This window comes from Sorangium sp. So ce204 (assembly GCF_051526795.1).
Lineage (GTDB): Bacteria > Myxococcota_A > Polyangia > Polyangiales > Polyangiaceae > Sorangium > Sorangium cellulosum_B.
On the sequence record NZ_CP150317.1, the window covers coordinates 9,648,096 to 9,666,505 of the forward strand.

General features: G+C 69.0%; 14 protein-coding genes. 6 read left to right on the forward strand and 8 right to left on the reverse strand.

Annotated elements, in window-relative coordinates:
* Positions 1 to 10: 10 nt before the first annotated feature.
* Complete coding sequence (locus tag WMF22_RS36210) at positions 11 to 970, reverse strand: hypothetical protein (protein WP_438032709.1); 960 nt, start codon at positions 968 to 970, stop codon at positions 11 to 13.
* A gap of 559 nt (positions 971 to 1,529) precedes the next feature.
* On the opposite strand from WMF22_RS36210, the gene WMF22_RS36215 reads away from it, so the two are divergent.
* A complete protein-coding gene (locus WMF22_RS36215; protein WP_438032710.1) occupies positions 1,530 to 3,002 on the forward strand; it encodes a protein kinase domain-containing protein in 1,473 nt (490 codons plus the stop codon).
* 156 nt (positions 3,003 to 3,158) lie between these two features.
* Here WMF22_RS36215 and WMF22_RS36220 read toward each other — a convergent pair whose 3' ends face one another.
* Positions 3,159 to 4,529: an extracellular catalytic domain type 1 short-chain-length polyhydroxyalkanoate depolymerase gene (locus tag WMF22_RS36220; RefSeq protein ID WP_437294516.1), complete on the reverse strand. Its 1,371-nt coding sequence runs from the start codon at positions 4,527 to 4,529 to the stop codon at positions 3,159 to 3,161.
* A 196-nt stretch (positions 4,530 to 4,725) separates the two neighbouring features.
* Complete coding sequence (locus WMF22_RS36225; RefSeq protein ID WP_438032711.1) at positions 4,726 to 5,571, reverse strand: AraC family transcriptional regulator; 846 nt, start codon at positions 5,569 to 5,571, stop codon at positions 4,726 to 4,728.
* 71 nt (positions 5,572 to 5,642) lie between these two features.
* On the opposite strand from WMF22_RS36225, the gene WMF22_RS36230 reads away from it, so the two are divergent.
* On the forward strand, positions 5,643 to 6,317 hold the full coding sequence (locus WMF22_RS36230) for a glutathione S-transferase family protein (RefSeq protein ID WP_438032712.1): 675 nt from the start codon (positions 5,643 to 5,645) through the stop codon (positions 6,315 to 6,317).
* Between the two features lie 207 nt (positions 6,318 to 6,524).
* Here WMF22_RS36230 and WMF22_RS36235 read toward each other — a convergent pair whose 3' ends face one another.
* Entirely contained in the window at positions 6,525 to 7,490 is a 966-nt protein-coding gene (locus WMF22_RS36235; RefSeq protein ID WP_438037313.1) for a pseudouridine-5'-phosphate glycosidase, read from the reverse strand.
* Between the two features lie 548 nt (positions 7,491 to 8,038).
* Between WMF22_RS36235 and WMF22_RS36240 the strand changes: the two genes are divergently transcribed.
* Together WMF22_RS36240 and WMF22_RS36245 are read left to right on the forward strand one after the other, a co-directional pair.
* Positions 8,039 to 8,512 (forward strand): hypothetical protein, encoded by a 474-nt coding sequence (locus tag WMF22_RS36240; protein ID WP_437294519.1) that lies wholly within the window; start codon positions 8,039 to 8,041, stop codon positions 8,510 to 8,512.
* Positions 8,513 to 8,577: 65 nt separating this feature from the next.
* Positions 8,578 to 9,222: a hypothetical protein gene (locus tag WMF22_RS36245; protein ID WP_437294520.1), complete on the forward strand. Its 645-nt coding sequence runs from the start codon at positions 8,578 to 8,580 to the stop codon at positions 9,220 to 9,222.
* A gap of 150 nt (positions 9,223 to 9,372) precedes the next feature.
* Here WMF22_RS36245 and WMF22_RS36250 read toward each other — a convergent pair whose 3' ends face one another.
* From WMF22_RS36250 to WMF22_RS36260, 3 genes are read right to left on the reverse strand one after another with little or no spacing between them, the layout of a single operon-like run.
* On the reverse strand, positions 9,373 to 10,179 hold the full coding sequence (locus tag WMF22_RS36250; RefSeq protein WP_437294521.1) for an ABC transporter permease: 807 nt from the start codon (positions 10,177 to 10,179) through the stop codon (positions 9,373 to 9,375).
* Between the two features lie 30 nt (positions 10,180 to 10,209).
* Positions 10,210 to 11,046, reverse strand: a complete 837-nt coding sequence (locus WMF22_RS36255; RefSeq protein WP_437294522.1) for an ABC transporter permease — start codon at positions 11,044 to 11,046, stop codon at positions 10,210 to 10,212.
* Positions 11,043 to 12,050 (reverse strand): ABC transporter ATP-binding protein, encoded by a 1,008-nt coding sequence (locus WMF22_RS36260; protein ID WP_438032713.1) that lies wholly within the window; start codon positions 12,048 to 12,050, stop codon positions 11,043 to 11,045. Before WMF22_RS36260 ends, WMF22_RS36255 begins: the two co-directional genes overlap by 4 nt.
* A 142-nt stretch (positions 12,051 to 12,192) precedes the next feature.
* Here WMF22_RS36260 and WMF22_RS36265 point away from each other — a divergent pair, with 142 nt between their 5' ends.
* The gene (locus WMF22_RS36265; protein ID WP_438032714.1) at positions 12,193 to 13,176 is read left to right on the forward strand and encodes a phosphotransferase family protein; all 984 of its coding nucleotides are present in this window, start codon (positions 12,193 to 12,195) and stop codon (positions 13,174 to 13,176) included.
* Between the two features lie 60 nt (positions 13,177 to 13,236).
* On the opposite strand, the gene WMF22_RS36270 is transcribed toward WMF22_RS36265, so the two are convergent.
* The gene (locus WMF22_RS36270) at positions 13,237 to 13,875 is read right to left on the reverse strand and encodes a hypothetical protein (protein WP_438032715.1); all 639 of its coding nucleotides are present in this window, start codon (positions 13,873 to 13,875) and stop codon (positions 13,237 to 13,239) included.
* Positions 13,876 to 15,084: 1,209 nt separating this feature from the next.
* On the opposite strand from WMF22_RS36270, the gene WMF22_RS36275 reads away from it, so the two are divergent.
* Positions 15,085 to 18,348, forward strand: a complete 3,264-nt coding sequence (locus WMF22_RS36275; RefSeq protein WP_438032716.1) for a glycosyl hydrolase 115 family protein — start codon at positions 15,085 to 15,087, stop codon at positions 18,346 to 18,348.
* Positions 18,349 to 18,410: the final 62 nt, after the last annotated feature.

The window sequence follows — 18,410 nt, forward strand, 5'->3', positions numbered from 1 at the left end:
GCCTCGGGGGCTACTGCGCGCACCCCTCGAGCTCGGCCATCATGCGCCAGAACGCCATGGCCTTGTTCTCGCAGGCGCCCTGGGTCGTGTGGGTGTACTCGTATTCCGTGTTGCCGGACGTCTCCACGTCGTAACGCGGGTGCTGCATCGGGATCTCGACGTCGCCCACCGTCGTGGTGTGCCGCTCGCCGTCCGCGTGGACGTCGAGGTCCTCGAAGTCATAGAGGATCTTCCCATGATCCCGGCAGAAATCGCGGATCTGCTGGTTGCGCTCCGCGCGGTTCACGCCGTTGTGCTCCTCGTCACCGGGCCCCGTCATGTAGATGAAGGTCACCTCCGGGAACTCCTGCCCGAGCGCGTCGAGCACGTCGAGGTACCGCTGCACGTCCTCCTCGGTCTGCACGGAGATCTCCGAGGACCACGCCCACATCGAGTACCGGATCTCCGGGTGCCCTCCGAGGATGGCGCGCACGTCGTTGATCCCGGCCTCGGTCGCCCAGTACTGCTCGCCCGGGATGAGGTCGGTGTCGATCATCCCGTCCCACATCAGGAAGGCGCCTTCCTGCTGCGGGACGTCGCAATACTCCGTCTCGAAGGCGTAGGTAGGGGTCTTCGCCTCGATGCTCTCGGCGCCGACGATGATCTGGAAGCCGTGCGAGCGGTGGGCGTAGTGGAAGACGAAGTCCCCCGACTTGAGCGCATCGGCGCAGCTCGCCGGGATACCGTCCAGGCTCGCGTGCCGGTGGTCGAAGGTCCGCGCGTTCGCGGGATCGGGATTGGGATCGCCGCCGGACGCCGTCGTCACCCCGCCGCTCGACGCCGACGCCGACGTCGACGTCGACGCGCCGCCCGACCCGGTGGTCGCCCCGCCTCCCGACCCGGTGGTCGCCCCGCCGCCCGATCCGGTGGTCGCCCCGCCGCCCGTTCCACTCTGGTCTGCCGGGCTGTCGTCTTCTCCGCAGGCCAGCACGCCGAGCGCGAGGGAGAGACCAGCTGCGATGATAGTTGAATTGCAAAATAATTTGTTCATTGCAGTGTGGATTCTAGACGGAGGCAAGGGGATCGCAATAGCTCTCGCGGGCGGTCTCGTGCTGCGGCGCGGGGGTTCGGAGGTGGGGGCGTCGTGGTCTTCTCTCGCGGCGCCGGCGCCGGCGCGGGCTCCGGCGGACCGCCGCGGAGGCCCGGCGCGCTGCGCTGCGCAAGCAAGGCCCCCGGTGCCCCGCGCGCGAACGCGCAGCGCCGGCGCGCGCGGCGTCCGCGCTCGCCGTCGTCCCGAGCGCATCCCCTCGCCGAACACCGCCGCTGTCAGGAACGTCACGCACCGATGGCGCTCTCGACGCCCGCGCCGGACCCGGACCAGCCACGGCGATCCGGGGAGCCATCTCGCGGCCGTGTCGAGCCCGAGGCGCCCGGAACGTGGCGCACAGAAGGATAATCCATCTGACATCTCCCGCCTCGTCGTGGCCGGCGCCTTTCCTATCCTGTACGCTCCCCTCGCCTCCCTCGGCTATCAGGAGGAAGCCATCACCATGCAGTTCGCTCCGGATTCCGTCGTAGGTGGGAAGTATCGTCTCGAACGACCTCTCTCGCACGGCGGGATGGGCTCGGTGTGGGTGGCGCGACACGTCAACTTGGGCTCTCTCGTCGCGGTCAAGTTCATGGACCCGACCTATGCGGCGTCATCGACGTTCCTCGCCCGCTTCGAGCGTGAAGCCAGGATCGCGGCGAGCCTCCAGAGCCCACACGTCGTCTACGTCCAGGACTTTGGCGTCGACGACGACACTCCGTACCTCGTGATGGAGCTGCTTCAGGGCGAGGACCTGGGCACGCGCCTCTTGCGTGTCGGCCGGCTCTCTCTCGTGGACGCCACCCTGATCCTGGTGCAGGCCGGCAAGGCCATCCGTCGCGCGCACGACGCCGGCCTCGTCCATCGCGATCTCAAGCCTGCCAACCTGTTCCTCGTGCGCGTGGAGGGAGAGCAGGACGAGGTCGTCAAGATCCTCGACTTCGGCATCGTCAAGGACACCGGCGCGGCGCTGACGGAAGAGGTGACCCGCACCGGGGAGCTGCTCGGCTCGCCTCACTACATGAGCCCGGAGCAGGTCCGGGGCGAAAAGGACATCGATCAGCGCAGCGATCTCTGGTCGCTCGGGGTCATCCTCTTCTATGGCGTCACCGGCGAGCTGCCCTTTCAGGGGGCCCAGCTCGGCGCGGTGCTCGCCAACATCCTGGTCGGTCCGGTGCCCAGCGCGTCCCTGATCGCGCCCGACCTGCCGCCGGAGATCGATGCCTTCTTCGCGCGGGCGCTGGCCCGCGAGCGGGCGGAGCGCTTCCAGTCGGTCGGAGAGATGATAGGCGAGCTCCGCCGTGTCGCGGGCATGGCGTCGCCGTCGATTCCGGATCTGCAATCCCCGTGCTCCGGCGTGCCGAGCACCGCTCGGCCGAGGCTCAGCGGGACGATAGCGCTCGACGTCGCCAAGCTCGACGAGCCGGCGGCCTCGCCCCGCTCGGCGAGGCCAGGCACCCTGACCGGCGCCGGATCGACGGCGCAGGAGGCCCGACTTCAGAAGCCTCAGCGCGCGAGGCAGGCGATCGGCATCGCGATGGCGATGCTCGTCGGCGCCAGCGTCACCATCGCGCTGCGTCGGGGCGGATCGAGCGCCGGGGGCGAGGCGGGCGCGAAGGTCGCCTCGGCCGGCGCGCCTGCGTCGGAGGAGGTCGCCGCCAGCGCGTCGGCAGAGGTCGAGCGCTCCTCGGAGCCGCTGGAGAGCGTGACGCCCGCGGCGCCCATTGCAGAGGCGACGGGCTCTGCAGCGGACGCGGCCGGCGAGACCGCGGCGCCGCCGGCGCCCCCGACGTCCACCAAGGCAGCACGGCCGCCGTCGAGCGCCACACCCAGGACACCGCACACGGGTGTCCCCGCTCCTTCGAGGAGGCCGCCGATCCCGCCGACGACGGCGCCGGGGCACGACCGCGCGCCCATTCCGGAGGTGCCCTTCTAGCGCGGAGACCCCTTGTTGGCATTATTAAAAGAATAATTGAACAGGGAGGCGGGGAGACGGGGAGAGTGATGGGATTTCGCTCCCCGTCTCCCCGACTCCCTGTGAATTCTCTCGAAAGTGCCGGGGGGTTGCTTCAGTTCATCGACAAGACACGTGTCAGCTCCGGGCGTTTCGCTGCCGGCGACGGAGCGCCAACAGCGCAAGGCCCATGGCGACGACCGCTGCGCACGAGCTCTTCGGCCTGGCATCGCCGGCGACGACGGCGCACCCGCCCGTTTCGCCCGATTCACCTGCAGACTCCGAGCCCGCGCCGGTGGTGGCGCTGTCCGCAGCGCCGCTCGTACCGCTCGTGCCGCTCGCCCCGCTCGGGTCGCTGCCGCCCGTCGTGGTGACCTCGCCGCCGCCAGCGGGCTGCCCGCCAGAGCCGACGGTCACGCCCTCGCCGGTGCTTCCGCCGTCCCCCGAGGCGCCGCCGCTCCCCGCAGCAGGCCCGGCGCCGCCGACGTTCTGATCACCCCCGGAGCCGTCGCCCGAGCCACCGGTGCCGCCGCTGCCGGCAGCCTCGGAACAGTCGGTCTCCGGATCGGCACCACCGGCCTTGTCGAGCCCGAAGAACGCGAGGATGGCGTCGCTGTCGTACGGCATCGAGTGCGCGCCGTTTCTTCCCGACCAGGCCTCGAACACCGTGTAGCCGCACTCGTTCTTCCAGAACTGGCGATCATAGGTGGTCCCGCCCGATGTGATCATGTCGGTCGAGGTCGGGGTCTCGCTCAGCTCGAGCACGTTCGTCCATTCCTTGATCGCCTCGGCCTGGTTCTTGTAGTTGATCGTCGCGTCCGCCGTGCCGTGGAAGATCTGGAGGCGCGGGCGATGCCCCGTGTACCCGGGGAACATCCCCCGAACCTGATCTCCCCATTGCTGCGCCGACTTGCTCGTCCTGCCCCCCGCGCAGTTGTTGCTCCATTGCTGGCCCGCGTCGAAGCCGTCCGCCCAGCACCCGGCCGCCACCCCCGCCCGCGCCGCGCCGGCCCGGAAGATGTCCGGGTACACCGCCAGCATGGCTTGCGTCATCATCGCTCCGGACGAGCCGCCCATCACGTAGACGCGCTTCGGGTCGCCTTTGTACTTCTCGAGCGTGTACTTCACCATCTGAGCGACGGCCTGCGTGTCGCCGCCGCCGTCGTGGGTCAGCGATTTCGCCGTGCCCACGTCCCAGCAGTTCCGGCCGGTGGCCTCCGGAAGGATGATGATGAAGCCGTTCTTGTCGGCGCCCGCCTTGATACCCGAGATGCTGTTGAAGAACGAGCTCACCGGCGTGCTGCACGAGTGGCAGCCCACCACGATGGGCGGATTCTCGGCCAGCTTGTCCGGGACGTAGATGTTCATGTTGACGTAGCTCGGGACGCCGTTCGCTCCCCACGTCGCCTGGCTCACCGCCTGCACCGACGCCGCGTACACGGGCATGGCCGCGAACAGCCCCAAAGAGAACGACGCGACCACGAAAACACGATTCTGAAATCGACGCATGTTCGATTACCTCTAAAGCTGGCGTCGCCGACGACGGCGCGCGATTGGCGCGTGGATGCTATCGATACAGGAACTTTGACGCAAGCGAGGAACTTTGACGCAGGCCGCTATGGGTTCTTCCAGTCCGCGAAAATTGAACCACGACCTCGCGCGTCATAGAGCCTTCTCGCGCTGTGAATGGCCGTAAACCCGCAGCTCACCCGTTCACGCCGGGCGGGCCGCCTCTCGACCTCGCTGCCGCGCACCGCTCTGCATAGACGGCCGGTGTGAAGCCGACCTGGGCCTTGAATTCCCGGATCAGGTGCGCCTGATCATGATATCCGAGCTCCTGCGCGAGCGCCGCCCACGCGACGGGCGCGCCCGTGGCCACGCGCTCCGCGGCCTCCTGCACGCGTGACCGCCGGATGATCCACTTGGGCCCGACGCCGATGTACCGCTCGAACGCGCGGTGCAGCGTGCGCACCGAGACGCCCGCGACCCGGGCGAGATGCTCGGCGCGGTGGATCTCGCGGTCTTCCTGCGCGCGGACGGCGAGCGCCATCGCCTCGCCGAGCCCGGCGTCCTCCGGACCCTTGCGCGCGCGCAGGAGCGCCTCCACGGCGCGGATCGCGACGGCGTCGTCCGGCTGGTCGAGCACGGCGCGCTCGAGCGGCCCGGCCGCGCCGCCGAAGATCTCGGCGAGGGGGACCACACGGTCGACCAGCCGGCGCATGGGGAGGGGCGCGAACGGGAAGAAGCCGCCTGGCTTGAACTTCGTCGCGACGACGCGCCCCGTGCCCTCGAGCCGGACGACCTCGCGCCGGGTTCCGATGCCGTGCACCGCCGAGCCCGGCGCCTCGACGGCCAGGTTGACGCAGGGGTGCGGCAAGACCTCCTGCTCGAACGGCGCGGTGAGCGACCAGCGGACGACCCAGTGCCAGTCGACGAGCCTGGCCAGGTCCGGCGCGGGCGCGTGGCGGTGCAGCTCGAAGAAGCGCTGGAGACCCGCGGCGGGGTTCAGGATGCCGCGGGTGGGGTCCTCGGGGGTGATGCTCGGGCTCATGATCGCGCGTGGCGCTCTTTTACAATACCGGGCCAGGCCGCGGCAGTAGCGTCCGCCCCGGAGGCAGCAACATGGCTGATTCGACCACGACCCCGAGGGGCAACCTCGTCTTGTTCCATTCCCCGAACTCGCGCTCGATGGGCACGCGCATCCTGCTCGAGGAGCTGGGCGCGCCCCACGAGCTCCGCGTGCTGAACATGAAGGCCGGGGAGCAGCGGAAGGCCCCTTACCTCGCCGTGAACCCGCTCGGCAAGGTGCCCGCGATCCTGCACGACGGCGCGCTCGTCACCGAGCAGGTCGCGATCGTCATCTACCTCGCCGATCTGTTCCCGGAGGCCGGCCTGACCCCGGCCATCGGGGATCCGCTGCGCGGGCCGTACCTCCGGTGGATCGCGTACTACGGGTCGTGCTTCGAGCCGGCCGTCGTCGATCGGGCGATGAAGCGCGATCCGGCCCCGGCCGCGACGTCTCCGTACGGAGATTTCGATACGATGTTCGGCGTGGTCGCGGAGGCGCTCCGGAAGGGGCCGTATCTGCTCGGCGATCGATTCTCGGCGGCCGACGTCCTCTGGGGCAAGGCGCTCGAGTGGATGGTGAAGTTCAAGCTCGTGCCCGAGCTGCCGGAGGTGACCGACTACGTCGCGCGGGTGTGCAGCCGGCCGGCGTTCGCGCGGATCGCGGCGAAGGACGCAGAGCTCGCCGCGGCGCACGAGGCCGCGGCCGCAGCGGAGGCGCAGGCGAGCTGATCGCCGCCCAGGCTGCCGCCTGCTCCCGGGCGACGAACGACACCTTCGCTCCCATCGCGCCGAGCCACACCGCCTCGTTGGCCCCCGAGCCGCCGGGGCGGCTCTCGATCTTGGCGCGCCGGTCCGAGCCGCGCACCAGCGGCCCCTCGGGGCGGACGATCACGTTCGTCATCACGTCGCCCACCACGAGCACGCGGTCGGCCGCGCTCATGCCTTGGCCTTCGACTTCGACTTCGACTTCGCTTTCGACTTCGGCCTGGCCCCGAGCTCGCTCATCGCCGCCGCGATCTCCGCCGCCACCGCCGCGTTGTTCTCGACCAGCGCGATGTTCGCGATGAGGCTCTTGCCCTCGGTGAGCTCGAAGATGCGCTTCAGGAGGAACGGCGTCAGGTCCTTGCGGCTCACCCCCTCTGCCTCGGCGCACCGGATCGCCTCCTCGATCCGCGCCTCGATCGCCCTGGCGTCCATCGCATGGCTCTCGGGGATCGGGTTGGCCACAAGGACCCCGCCCATGCCGAGCTCGAACTGCAGCGCGATGACCCTGGCCGCCTGCTCGGCGCTCTCGAGCCTGTGGTCCACCTTCTGCCCGCTCTGCCGCGCCCAGAAGGCCGGGAAATCCTCGGTCTTGTAGCCCAAAACCGGCACGCCATGGGTCTCCAGCGTCTCCAGCGTCTTGGGAATGTCGAGGATCGATTTGGCCCCGGCGCAGACCACCGCCACCTGCGTCCGACTCAGCTCCTCGAGGTCGGCGGAGATGTCGAAGGTCGTCTCCGCCCCGCGATGCACGCCGCCGATGCCCCCGGTGGCGAAGACCTGGATACCGGCCCAGGCCGCCGCCATCATCGTGGTCGCCACGGTCGTCCCGGCCATCCCGCCCAGGACCAGGAGCGCCGCCACGTCGCGCCGCGAGGCCTTGGCCGCCTTGCCGCCCCCCCTGGCCAGCCGCTCGAGATCTTCCCCCTTCACGCCCACGCTGAGCTTGCCGTCCATGATGGCGATCGTCGCCGGCACGGCGCCGTTCCGGCGGACTACCGCCTCCACGCGCCGCACCATCTCGAGGTTCTGCGGATACGGCATGCCGTGCGTGATGATGGTCGACTCCAGCGCGACCACCGGCCGGCCGTCAGCGAGCGCTTTCCTGACCTCGGGCGAGATGGAGAGATAGTCCTTGATCGACACGCTGAGATCCTTGGGCGGCGAGGGTTTGGCGGCTATAGAGGCACCGGGCACGAGCGTCAAGCGGACCCGACTCTGGGTACCGCGATCTCGCATCCATTGCCATTTTCATCTCTGTCACGCCGTGAACCGTGACATGTCACGCCGAGGACCGTGACATGTCACGCCGTGAACCGTGACATGTCACACAAGATCGGGCCCCATGTCGCGCCAGGAGTCTCATGACTGGCGTGCCGGGCGCGGCTTGCAGAGAATTCTGGCGATCCCCGAATGTGGCACGCGACATGCAACTGAACTCAATCGAATGCGATTGAACGCCACTGAATGCAATCGACACGCAATTGCGCCCAGACGAGCGAACATGAAGCGCACAGGCGACGACGCGGAGCAACGCCGCGTATGCGCCGAGCTTTGCAGGATCAACAGATCCACGGGCCGAAGCCGCCTCGCAGAGCGATAACCGTGAGCGCGCCGCACTGGAGCATACACACCAATCGTTTGGAAAAGCCGATCGTTGGTCAATCTTGGGAGAGTGGGACGGACACATGAAGAAGCTCGCAACGTTTGCAATCCTCCCCGCATTGGGTCTTGTATTGAGCCCGGGCGACGTGTCGGCCGGGGCGACGATGAACGGCGCCGCGTGTCACCTGGTCAACGGCATCGATGTGCTGCGCGCATCCAACGCCATATTGAACCAATCGAGCAATCCGATCACCATCCACTGCGCGATTCCGATAGACCACCAACTCGGAGGCACGGTGACCTTTCGGGTCCGGATGTCTGATGGCAACGACTTGGACGGCATGAACACGACGTGCGTTGGATTGGCGCACGACCAGGACGGCAACGATCTCGGCTCGACGTCAGCCATGGTGTCAGGGACGGGGACCTTCACCGGGACCGTAACAAGGACGGCCACACTCACCGTTTCGCCGCAGAGCGCCTCACACATGTACTCCGTCAGCTGCGCGATCCCAGGAGGCGGTTCGTCTGGCCTATTTACCGCGCGCGTCTTCTAGCTTGAGTCGAATGGTCCGAGTCGAGCCATGCAGGCCACGAGCTCGGGGCGTCCACGTGGTGACCAGTGATTGAACGACGACCGCACCGGCTGTTCATCCTGCTAGCCGGCATTGCAGCGCTGGCGGGTGCATACGTTCTGGGGCGCGTTTCGGCCCCCTCGGCAAGCGAACGCGCGGGCGTCCCGAGCGCGAAGGACGGTCAGCGGCTCGCGGCCTTGGAACGCGGAGCTCGTCGGCCGCGAGCTCCGACATGGAAGGCTACCATCCCTTCGCGGCATGGCTCGGCCGGCGCGGAGGACGGCGAAGAGCTCGACGGTGCGGACGTGCGCGAGCCGCTCGATCCCGAGGAAGAGGAGCGCTCGGTGCACGAGGCGCGAATCGCGTTCTGGGACGGCTTGAGCGCTCGAGTCGACACCGAGCCGCCCGACCCAGCATGGCGTCGTGAGACAGAGCCGGTGCTCACGCGGGTGATCTCCGAGCAGCTGGGTCCACAGGTCAGCGTCGACGACGTCGTCTGTTCCTCCAGCCTTTGCCGCGCGAAGCTGGCCCACCCCCGATGGCCACGCATTCCCAGCGACAAGTTCATCCAGTTTACATTGAGCCGCGGATCGCTCGCGACGATGGAGATCCAGGTGGACACCCGGGACGAGGGCGCCACCGTCCTGTATTTATTGCGCAGAGAACGGGCGCCCACAGAGCACGATCTGTGATATCCGCTGGTTCAGCAAGCGGCGAACGTCCCGCGGCAGCTCGTTTTTTTGCTACCGAACCGCCACAAGACGCCAAGACATTTTGTTATTCTCATGGCGTCTTATGGTGCATTGACGGTTCATTCTCGCTTGAACGACGTGACCGGTATTTCAGGATCCGGTGGACTGGTACCGCCGCTCCCCGAACCGCCAGATGCGCAGCGACACGAGCAGGAACGCCACGCCCACGAGCGGCGACGCCCAGCGCGCGGCCTCGGGCAGCGCCGGGACCGTGGGGCGATCGAGCAGCGCGCCCGCGGGGATGTAGCTCACGAACGCGAGCGGCACGACGAACGTGAAGAAGCGCCGGAACCAGTCGCGGTACAGGGTCAGCGGGTACTGCGCCGCCTCCGTGCCGCCATAGGTCAACGCGTTCATGATCTCCAGCGACTCGACCGTCCAGAAGCACAGCGTGGCCTGGAGCACGAGGAGCCCGTAGAACACGCAGGCGCCGCCGACGATCGCGCCGGCGAGCAGCGCTAGCCTGGCCGCCGTCCACGCCACGCCCAGCGCGCTACCGGCCCACAGGAGCATCACGAGGCCGACGGCGAGCCGCCCTGCGCGCAGGAACTGGAACTCCCCGGTGGCGACCTGGAACGCCGTGGAGCGCGGGCGCAGGAGGAGCCGGTCGAAATCGCCCGATTTCACCATCGCGGAGAAGGTGTCGAACCCGCGGCCGAACGACTCGGCGAGCGCGAACGAGACGTTGACGAGGCCGAACAGCAGCGCCACCTCCGCGAAGCGCCACCCCCGGACCGCGCCGAACCGGTCGAACAGCGCCCACGCCCCGAGCAGCTCGATGCCCACCGTGATGAACTGCCCGACAGACCACATCACGAACGACGCGCGATACTGCATCTGCGCCCGCAGCGACGCGGCGGCCAGCCGGAGGTAAAGCCTCGTTGCATCGAGCGACATCTCGTCTGTTCCTCGCCTCGCCCTCGTCCCTCAGCCGCCCTGCACCACGAGCCGGCGCAGGCCGCGCGCGACCATCGCCCTGCCGAGCGCCACGAACACGGCGGTCCACAGCGCCTGGTGCAGCAGCACGCCGGGGAGCGCCCCCGCCGGCAGGTGCCCGAGGTAGAGCCGGAACGGCGCGTCGACCATGCCCCGGAACGGCAGCGCGTCGAGCCACGGCAGCATCCACGCCGGAAACAGCGGCAGCGGCACGATCATGCCGGAGGCGACGAGCACGAGCGACGGCACGATCCGCGCGATGCCGTCGCCGGACGTCGTCCACAGCATCGTCGACGTCACCGCCGTCGCGAACGCGCCCACGAGCGCCGCCGCGCCGACCATCGCCGCCGCCCACGCGCCCGCCGCGGCCAGCGACGGCGGCAACCCCATCCCGAGGAGCGGCACCGCGACAGCGAACATCGGGATCGCGCGCAGCAGCGTCGGCGCGACGCGCGCGGCGAGCGCGCGGGCGAGCCAGAGCGCGTGAAGATCGAGCGGGCGCGCCAGCTCATAGCCCACCGCGCCGGTGCGGATCAGCTCGCGCACCTCGGGGTCGGGGTTCGTCGAGAACGGCAGCAGCTGGAAGAACGCCTGTCCGAGCCACGTGTACGTGATCGCCTGTCCGAGCGCCATCGGCGGCGGCGCGCCCGAGACGGCGTTCCCGTAGAACGCCTCGAGCACCATCACCTTGATGAACCCCCAGAACAGCTGCGTGCCGAACCCGGCCGCGGCCGCGGCGCGGTACTGCAGGAGCGCGCGGCAGCGCGCCCGGAACACGGCGACACAGGCGGCGAAATTGGCCGCAAAGCCCTCGAACGGCGCGCTCACGGCGGCGCGCTCCCCTCGCCGCCCTCGCCGCCCTCGCCGTAGAGCCGCGCCACGATCTCGTCGATGGGCGGGTTCTGCACCAGGAGGTCGCGCACCGGGGCGCGGGCGGTGACGCGCCCGACCAGCTCCGCCGTCGAGATCGCGGCGGGGTCGAAGCGCAGCGTCACGCGGGCGCCCTCGCGGCGGATCACCTCGGCGCGCGGCTCGGCGATCTCCGCCGCCGGGTCCGCCAGGTCCACGATGAGCCAGCGCTCCGCGGTGACCTGCGCGCGCAGCGCCTCGAGCGAGCCGTCCGAGAGCACCCGCCCCCCGGCGATGAGGATGACCCGCGAGCAGAGGGCCTCGATGTCGTCCATGTCGTGCGTCGTCAGGATCACCGTGACGCCGCGCTCGCGGTTGAGCCGCTGCACGAAGCGCCGCACCGCGAGCTTCGAGACGGCGTCGAGACCTATCGTGGGCTCGTCGAGGAAGAGCAGGTCGGGCGCGTGGAGCAGCGCGGCCGCGAGATCGCACCGCATGCGCTGGCCGAGGCTGAGCTGCCGCACCGGCGTGTCGAGCAGCGGCCCGAGGTCGAGCATCGCGACGAGCTCGTCGCGCGCGCGGGCGTGATCGGCCGCGCCGACGCGGTAGATGTCCCGGAGCAGCTCGAACGAGTCGATCACCGGCAGATCCCACAGGAGCTGGGTGCGCTGGCCGAACACGACGCCGAGGCGCCCCACGTGCGCGACGCGCTCGCGCCACGGGACGCGGCCGGCCACCTCGCATCGCCCCGAGTCCGGCACGAGGATGCCCGCCAGGATCTTGACCGTCGTCGACTTGCCTGCGCCGTTCGGCCCGATGTACCCGACGAGCTCGCCCCGATCGAGCGAGAACGAGACGCCCGCCAGCGCGTCGACGGCGCGGTAGCGCGGGCGCACGAGCCCGGCGAGCGCGCCCAGGGCGCCCGGCCGGCGCTCGGCCACCCGGTACGCCTTGCGCAGGTCCTCGACGACGATCAGCGGCATGGTGGCGGCCAGGGTCTCACGGGCGGCCCGGGAGCATACTGGACCTCGGTCGGGCGGCCAGGTCGCACGCTCACCAGGAGCGCGCGCCCCGGTTCCGCGATGGCCGCGCCGGCGCGCGCGGGTTACGGTGCCTGCCACCGCGATGCCGCCCGATCCCAGCGCGCCCCCCGGCGATCGCTCCCTGTTCCCATCGTTCGACGGCCCCGGCGGCTTCGACCGGATCCGCGCCGACCTCCCGGCCTTTCTCCCGGCGATCCGCGCGGTGTGCGAGCGCCACGGGCTCTCGTCGGGCGGGCTCTCCGCCTTCGCGCGCGGGACCAACGTGGTCGTCTCGAACGACGCAGGCCAGATCATCAAGCTGTTCCCGCCCTTCCTCCGGCACCAGTTCGAGGCCGAGCGCCTCTCGCTGGGGCGCTTCCACGGGAACGTCCCGGTGGCCACGCCGGAGCTCCTCTGGCAAGCGGAGCTCGAAGGCTGGCCCTATCTCGTGCTCTCGCGCCTCCCGGGGCGCACGCTCGAAGAGGCCTGGCCCGCGATGAGCGGCGCGGAGCGCGCCGAGGCGCTCGCCCGCGTCGCCGAGATCATGAGGGCCGCCCACGCGCTGCCCACCTCTGGACTGGAGCGCATCGATCTCGGCTGGGACGCGTTCCTGGAGCGCCAGATCGCCGGATGCGAGGGCCGGCACCGGCGGATGGGCTTGCCCGAGCGCCTCGTCTCGCAGATCCCGGCTTACCTCGAGTCCGCCCGCGCTCTCCTGCCGACGTCCGTGGTCCCGGTCCTGCTGACCGGCGAATACACGCCGGAGAACCTCCTCGTGACCCGAGCGGGCGGGAGGTGGAGCGTCACCGGCATGATCGACTTCGCGGACGCGTGCCTCGGAGCACCCGAGTACGATCTCCTGGGCCCGTGCCTCTTCCTGTCGGCCGGCAGCGCGGACCTCCAGCGCGGCTTTCTCGGCGCCTACGGATACGCGCCTGCCGACCTGGGCCCAGCGCTGCGCCGCAAGCTGATGGCCCTCGCGCTGCTGCACCGGTACAGCCATCTCAGGTTCCAGCTCAGGCTCGAAGGATGGGAGTCCCGCGTCTCCTCGCTGCCCGAGCTGGAACAGACGATCTGGCCGTTCTGAAGCACGATCTACCGGTCACTGCCGGCGAGCGCGGCTCGCGGCCGGCGCGCCCCGCCGCGGTCACCTGGCCGCGAGCAGGGCGGTGACGTCCTCGCAGGAGTGCTCCTCGACGGCCCGGCAGTTCGCCACGTCGGCCCACGGCCGCCAGCCGCACCCCTCGGCGTCCTCCTCGCACGCCGCTTCGACGTCCGGAGAGACGACGAGGTCGCAGATCCGATGCGGCGACGGCGCCTCCCACACCGGTGTCGGCCCGCACTCCATCCCTTCGCGCCCGCAGTGCCTCTCGCGCGTCTGCACCAGCGCGGTGCCGTCGCCCAGCACGAAGATCAGCGATTCGGTCTCGTCGATGTACGGGCCAGGCGCGAGCAGCGAGCTGAGGACGCCCGTGCCGCCTCCGGTCACCAGCTTGGCCGCGCACGGGAGCGCCTCTGGCGGGATCGGATAGGCGTGCATCGTGACCGGCTCACAGCTCGGCTCGAAGCCGCAAGCGAACAGATCGAGAGCCGGATCGGGCGCGTCCGCGCCGCCGCCCGACGTGGTGTCGGACGACTCCGGCCCGGGATCCGTGTCGTCGCCCCTGTCCGGCTCCGCCTCGGCCTCGGCGCCGTCCGAGCCCTCGACGCGCGCGCAAGCGACGATGAAAGGAAGCTGTGCCGCTGCCAGCAGGAGCGCTCCCTGGATGACGCGATGCGCTCTCATGGTATTGCCCTTTCCCAACGAGCCTGTGGAGACCGTGCCATGCATGGCGCAAAGCAAGCGGCGCGCCACACCGTCCTCGCATCGCGGCGGCGCCGTTGCGCTCCGCGGCTCCAGCCTCCATCCGCAGGCGGACAGCGCGGAAGCGACGTCGCAACCCGAAGCGCCACGAAATTGACGCGGCGCCTTCAGCGCTTGCCGCTGACCCACGATGGCACAAACGGGCCATCGTACCCACCACCCGGCACACAATGACGCAATCCCGTGCCTCGAAGCTCTGCTGGAGCGCCCCAAAGCCTCCTCTTGCAATGGCGCTGTTCTCGAAGCAGTATCGCGGCGGAACGGGCCAACCTGGCTTTACCCCTCTCTTCGTTTATTTGTAACGAGTCCTACTTATCTCTGTTCACTTCGAGGCAGCGTGGCTGACCCGGCATCTTGGCGTTTTAAATGTCGTTGCGCCGTCGCTCTCGACGGTTGCAGATGCTCAGGGAAACATCGTTTACCAGGACAACGCCTTCTTCCCCACCGACGAGCGGAACTTCATAAACACTGTCACTCATCACCGCTGCGGTACGCCAGGAAACGCGCGCACCGGGCCACAGCCACCGCGACGCACGGCAGCGTCCCCCGTGCGCCACGATCACGAAAACGGATGCCGACCCTAAAAATCGAGGCGATTGCGTGATCAGATCGGCGTGCTGCGGGAATTCTCCCGGGCCACACCAGCGAGGTGCAACCTGGGTGACACCCAGCCAACTTGTGCAGAGAAGGCGTACTCTGCCTCCGAGCTTCATCTGTCAACAACTTATCGACCACGGAACCCAGCCCGACCGCAGGCGACGCGGCGTGCAGCGAGGGGCCTTCCGCGCCGGACCGTGTCCGCGCGTCAAGGGCGCCTCGCTGCGGGCCTCGGGACCGTCGGTGTGCATGTCACGCTCTGGTGATCACCCGGATCGCCACCGCGTGTTCGCTCGGAACAGCGCCTCGTGATCACCGGGATCGCGATCACGATCGCGCGGATCGCCGCAGGGATTTGGACGATTGCATAGGAGCGCCCGGCCTCAGCGCCGGAGGTCACGGCCCGTGTCCAGCGCGGGCGCGTCGACGACGCCGGTCAGCCGCATCAACGAGGGAAACACCGTTATGAGTTACGCACGCATGGTCATCAGGAAGGGTCGAATCGGATCCTCGCTACTCTGCTTGCTGCTCCCCATGTCGCTCGCTTCGTTGACCGCCTGCGGGTCGGATGGAGCGAAGGGCGATCCGGGGGAGCCGGGCGCGCCCGGCACGCCCGGAGCGCCGGGGCCCGAGGGCCCGCCCGGCGAGACGCCCGTGTCGCCGGTCGACCCGGTGACGGGCTCCCTGGAGAAGTACGTTTCAACCGAAGATGGAGCGGGTCGCTTCCCCCTCGCCGTGGGCGGCAAGGTCGCTCCGCTGGTCGTCAGCGAGAGCGATTATGCGGGCGTGAACCGCGTCGTGGACGACCTCGCGACGGACATCCAGCGGGTGACCGGCGCTGCCGCGGCCGTCAGCAACGAGATCCCGGCGTCGGCGAAGGAAGTGGTCCTGGTCGGGACGGTGGGCAACAGCCCGATCATCGATCAGCTGGTGGCGGACGATCGGCTCGACGTCTCCGGCCTGACGGGGAAGTGGGAGACGTTCGTCACGCAGATCGTCGAGCAACCGGTGGAGGGCGTGGACCGAGCGCTCGTCATCGCGGGCAGCGACCAGCGCGGCACCATCTTCGGCGCGTACGACCTCTCCTCGCAGATCGGCGTGTCGCCCCTGTACTGGTGGGACGACGTCCCGGCCCAGAAGAAGCAGGCGCTCTTCGTGCTCCCCGGGCAGCACACCCAGGGCGAGCCGAAGGTGAAGTACCGCGGGTTCTTCATCAACGACGAGAACCCGGCGACGGGCAACTGGGCGGCCAAGATGTTCGGGCCGGGCAAGGCGGAGGGCTTCCCCGGAGGGCTCAACCACCTTTACTGGGAGAAGATCTTCGAGGTCGCGCTCCGCATGAAGGCGAACTACATCTGGCCCGCCGTCTGGGGCCGTGCGTTCGGCGAGGACGACCCGGAGAACCACGCGACGGCCACGCGGTACGGCATCGTGATGGGGACCTCGCACGAGGCCCCGATGATGCAGGGTATCGAGGAGTGGAATCGCCACGTGGTCGCGGCGCAGAGGGATGCGGCAGGCACCATCACCAAGGCAGGGAGCGATCCGTACGGCGGCACCGGCGAGTGGCGCTTCTCGGTGAACTCCGATGCGCTGAAGAAGCACTGGACCAAGGGCATCCAGCGGATGGTCGACGAGAAGATCGAGGGCGTCGTCACGCTCGGCATGCGCGGCCCTGGCGACGTCAGCCTGCCCCCGGCGGACGGCATCCCGCTCATGAAGAACATCGTCGAGTCCCAGCGGAAGATCCTCGCCGACGTGACGGGGAAGGACGTGACGACCATCCCCCAGGTCTGGACGCTGTACAAGGAGATCCAGGGCTACTGGGACGAAGGCATCACCGTGCCGGACGACGTCACGGTGGTCTATTGCGACGACAACTGGTCCAACATGAAGCGCCTGCCGGAGCTCGGCAAGGAGCGAGCCGGCGGCTACGGCCTCTACTACCACTTCGATTACGTCGGCGGCGGCCGTAACTACAAGTGGGTCGACACGATCCTCCTGCCCAACGTCTGGGAGCAGCTCCACCTCGCCTACAACTACGGCGTGGATCGGCTCTGGGTCGTCAACGTCGGAGACTTCAAGAACGAGGAACTCCCGCTCCAGTTCTTCCTCGACTACGCGTGGAACCCGGACCGCTGGCCGGTCGAGCGCATCGGCGACTGGGAGCGGCGGTGGACCGAGCAGCAGTTCGGCTCCGAGCACGCGGACATCATCGCCGACATCCTGCACGGCTACTCGCTGCTGCAGTCGGATCGGAAACCGGAGCTGACCAACCGGAAGATCACGGTCGATTACGATCTCATGGTCAGCGCGCCCACGACCGACGTTCCGGATCCTGACACGGCCGCGATCACGTACGACGACGGCGCGAGCCCGTTCAGCCTCACGAACTACCGTGAGCTCGAGAGCGTCACGGAGGAGTGGGAGGCGCTGGCGTCGCAGGCGGAGTTCGTGGAGAGGCTCCTGCCGGAGGAGGCGCACGACGCCTACTTCCAGCTCGTGCTCTACCAGGTGAAGGCGACCGCCAACCTGTACGCGCTGCGCCTGGCAGGGTTCAAGAACAAGCTCTACGCGGCGCAGGGGCGCGCGGCCACGAACGACATGGCGGCCGTCGCGGAGGCGCGGCTCCAGGACGATCTGGCGCTCTCCTACTACTACAATCACGATCTCGCCGACGGGAAGTGGGAAGGCTTCCAGACGCAGCCGCACATCGGCTACGGCGCGCCGGGGAACCCGTCCTGGCAGCAGCCCGAGCACCAGTACAACAACATCCAGGAGTTCATCTGGCCTGAGCTCGTCTCGATCGATGTCCCCGAAGCGGCGGAGCTCGGCGTGGCGATCGACGGATCGAGCGACTTCTGGACGGGCGCAGGCGACGGGAGCACCACGGCCCCCGTGCTGCCCGCGTTCAGCCGGTATCAGACGCAGCCCGAGCAGTACATCGAGGTGTTCAACCGCGGCAGCGCGCCGCTCGAGTACACGATCGACGTCGCTCTCCCGGTCGAGTGCCCCACCGGCTGGGCCGCGAACACGCCGTGCCCGCCGTGGCTGAACGTCTACCCGAGCCAGGGTGTCGTCGACAAGGAGGTGCGCGCGACGGTGCGGGTGGACTGGGTCATGATCCCCACGAACCAGACGTTCCCGGTCGAGGTCCCGATCACGGTCACCGGCTCGGACGGCAGCTCGGTGGTGGTCACGGCCCGCGTCGAGGACCCGCGGCAGGTCGCTTGGAAGCCGAACCGCTTCATCGAGGCGAACGGCTATGTCTCGATGGAAGCGGACCACTTCAGCCGCGCGATCGGCACGGATGACGTCGAGTGGAAGCTGCTCCCGGACATCGGGCGCACCGGGTCGGGCGTGACGCCGTTCCCTGTGACGGCCGAGCCCCAGGAGCCGGGCGGCGCGTCGCCTCGCCTCGAGTATGACATGCACCTCACGAGCAGCGGCCCGGTGGATGTCTATGTCTACGTGTCGCCCAGGAACAACTTCCAGAACTGGGCCGAGGGCCTGCAGTACGCCGTGTCGTTCGACAACGGCCCGGTCCAGAAGGTCAACACGAGCCACGCCGTCGAGCTCAACGGCAACGGCAACAAGATCTGGGAGCGGCACACCTCGGACAACGCCAACATCATGCGCACCAAGCACACGATCGCCGCGGCGGGTGACCACACGCTGAAGGTGTGGATGGTCCATCCGGGCGTGATCGTCCAGAAGATCGTGGTGGACGCCGGTGGCGTGAAGGAGAGCCTCCTGGGCCCGCCCGAGAGCTACTGGATGGGCAAGGGACCGGAATAGCAATCAACCATCGTCTGTGAGCAGTCCGAGGGCCCGCTGCGCACACGCTGTGCGGCGGGCTC

Coding starts and splice junctions, on each gene's coding strand:
- WMF22_RS36250 (WP_437294521.1), bottom strand. CDS start 10,179: ATGTCGCTCGATGCAACGAGGCTTTACCTCCGGCTGGCCGCCGCGTCG.
- WMF22_RS36265 (WP_438032714.1), top strand. CDS start 12,193: ATGCCGCCCGATCCCAGCGCGCCCCCCGGCGATCGCTCCCTGTTCCCA.
- WMF22_RS36215 (WP_438032710.1), top strand. CDS start 1,530: ATGCAGTTCGCTCCGGATTCCGTCGTAGGTGGGAAGTATCGTCTCGAA.
- WMF22_RS36270 (WP_438032715.1), bottom strand. CDS start 13,875: ATGAGAGCGCATCGCGTCATCCAGGGAGCGCTCCTGCTGGCAGCGGCA.
- WMF22_RS36225 (WP_438032711.1), bottom strand. CDS start 5,571: ATGAGCCCGAGCATCACCCCCGAGGACCCCACCCGCGGCATCCTGAAC.
- WMF22_RS36240 (WP_437294519.1), top strand. CDS start 8,039: ATGAAGAAGCTCGCAACGTTTGCAATCCTCCCCGCATTGGGTCTTGTA.
- WMF22_RS36230 (WP_438032712.1), top strand. CDS start 5,643: ATGGCTGATTCGACCACGACCCCGAGGGGCAACCTCGTCTTGTTCCAT.
- WMF22_RS36275 (WP_438032716.1), top strand. CDS start 15,085: ATGTCGCTCGCTTCGTTGACCGCCTGCGGGTCGGATGGAGCGAAGGGC.
- WMF22_RS36260 (WP_438032713.1), bottom strand. CDS start 12,050: ATGCCGCTGATCGTCGTCGAGGACCTGCGCAAGGCGTACCGGGTGGCC.
- WMF22_RS36220 (WP_437294516.1), bottom strand. CDS start 4,529: ATGCGTCGATTTCAGAATCGTGTTTTCGTGGTCGCGTCGTTCTCTTTG.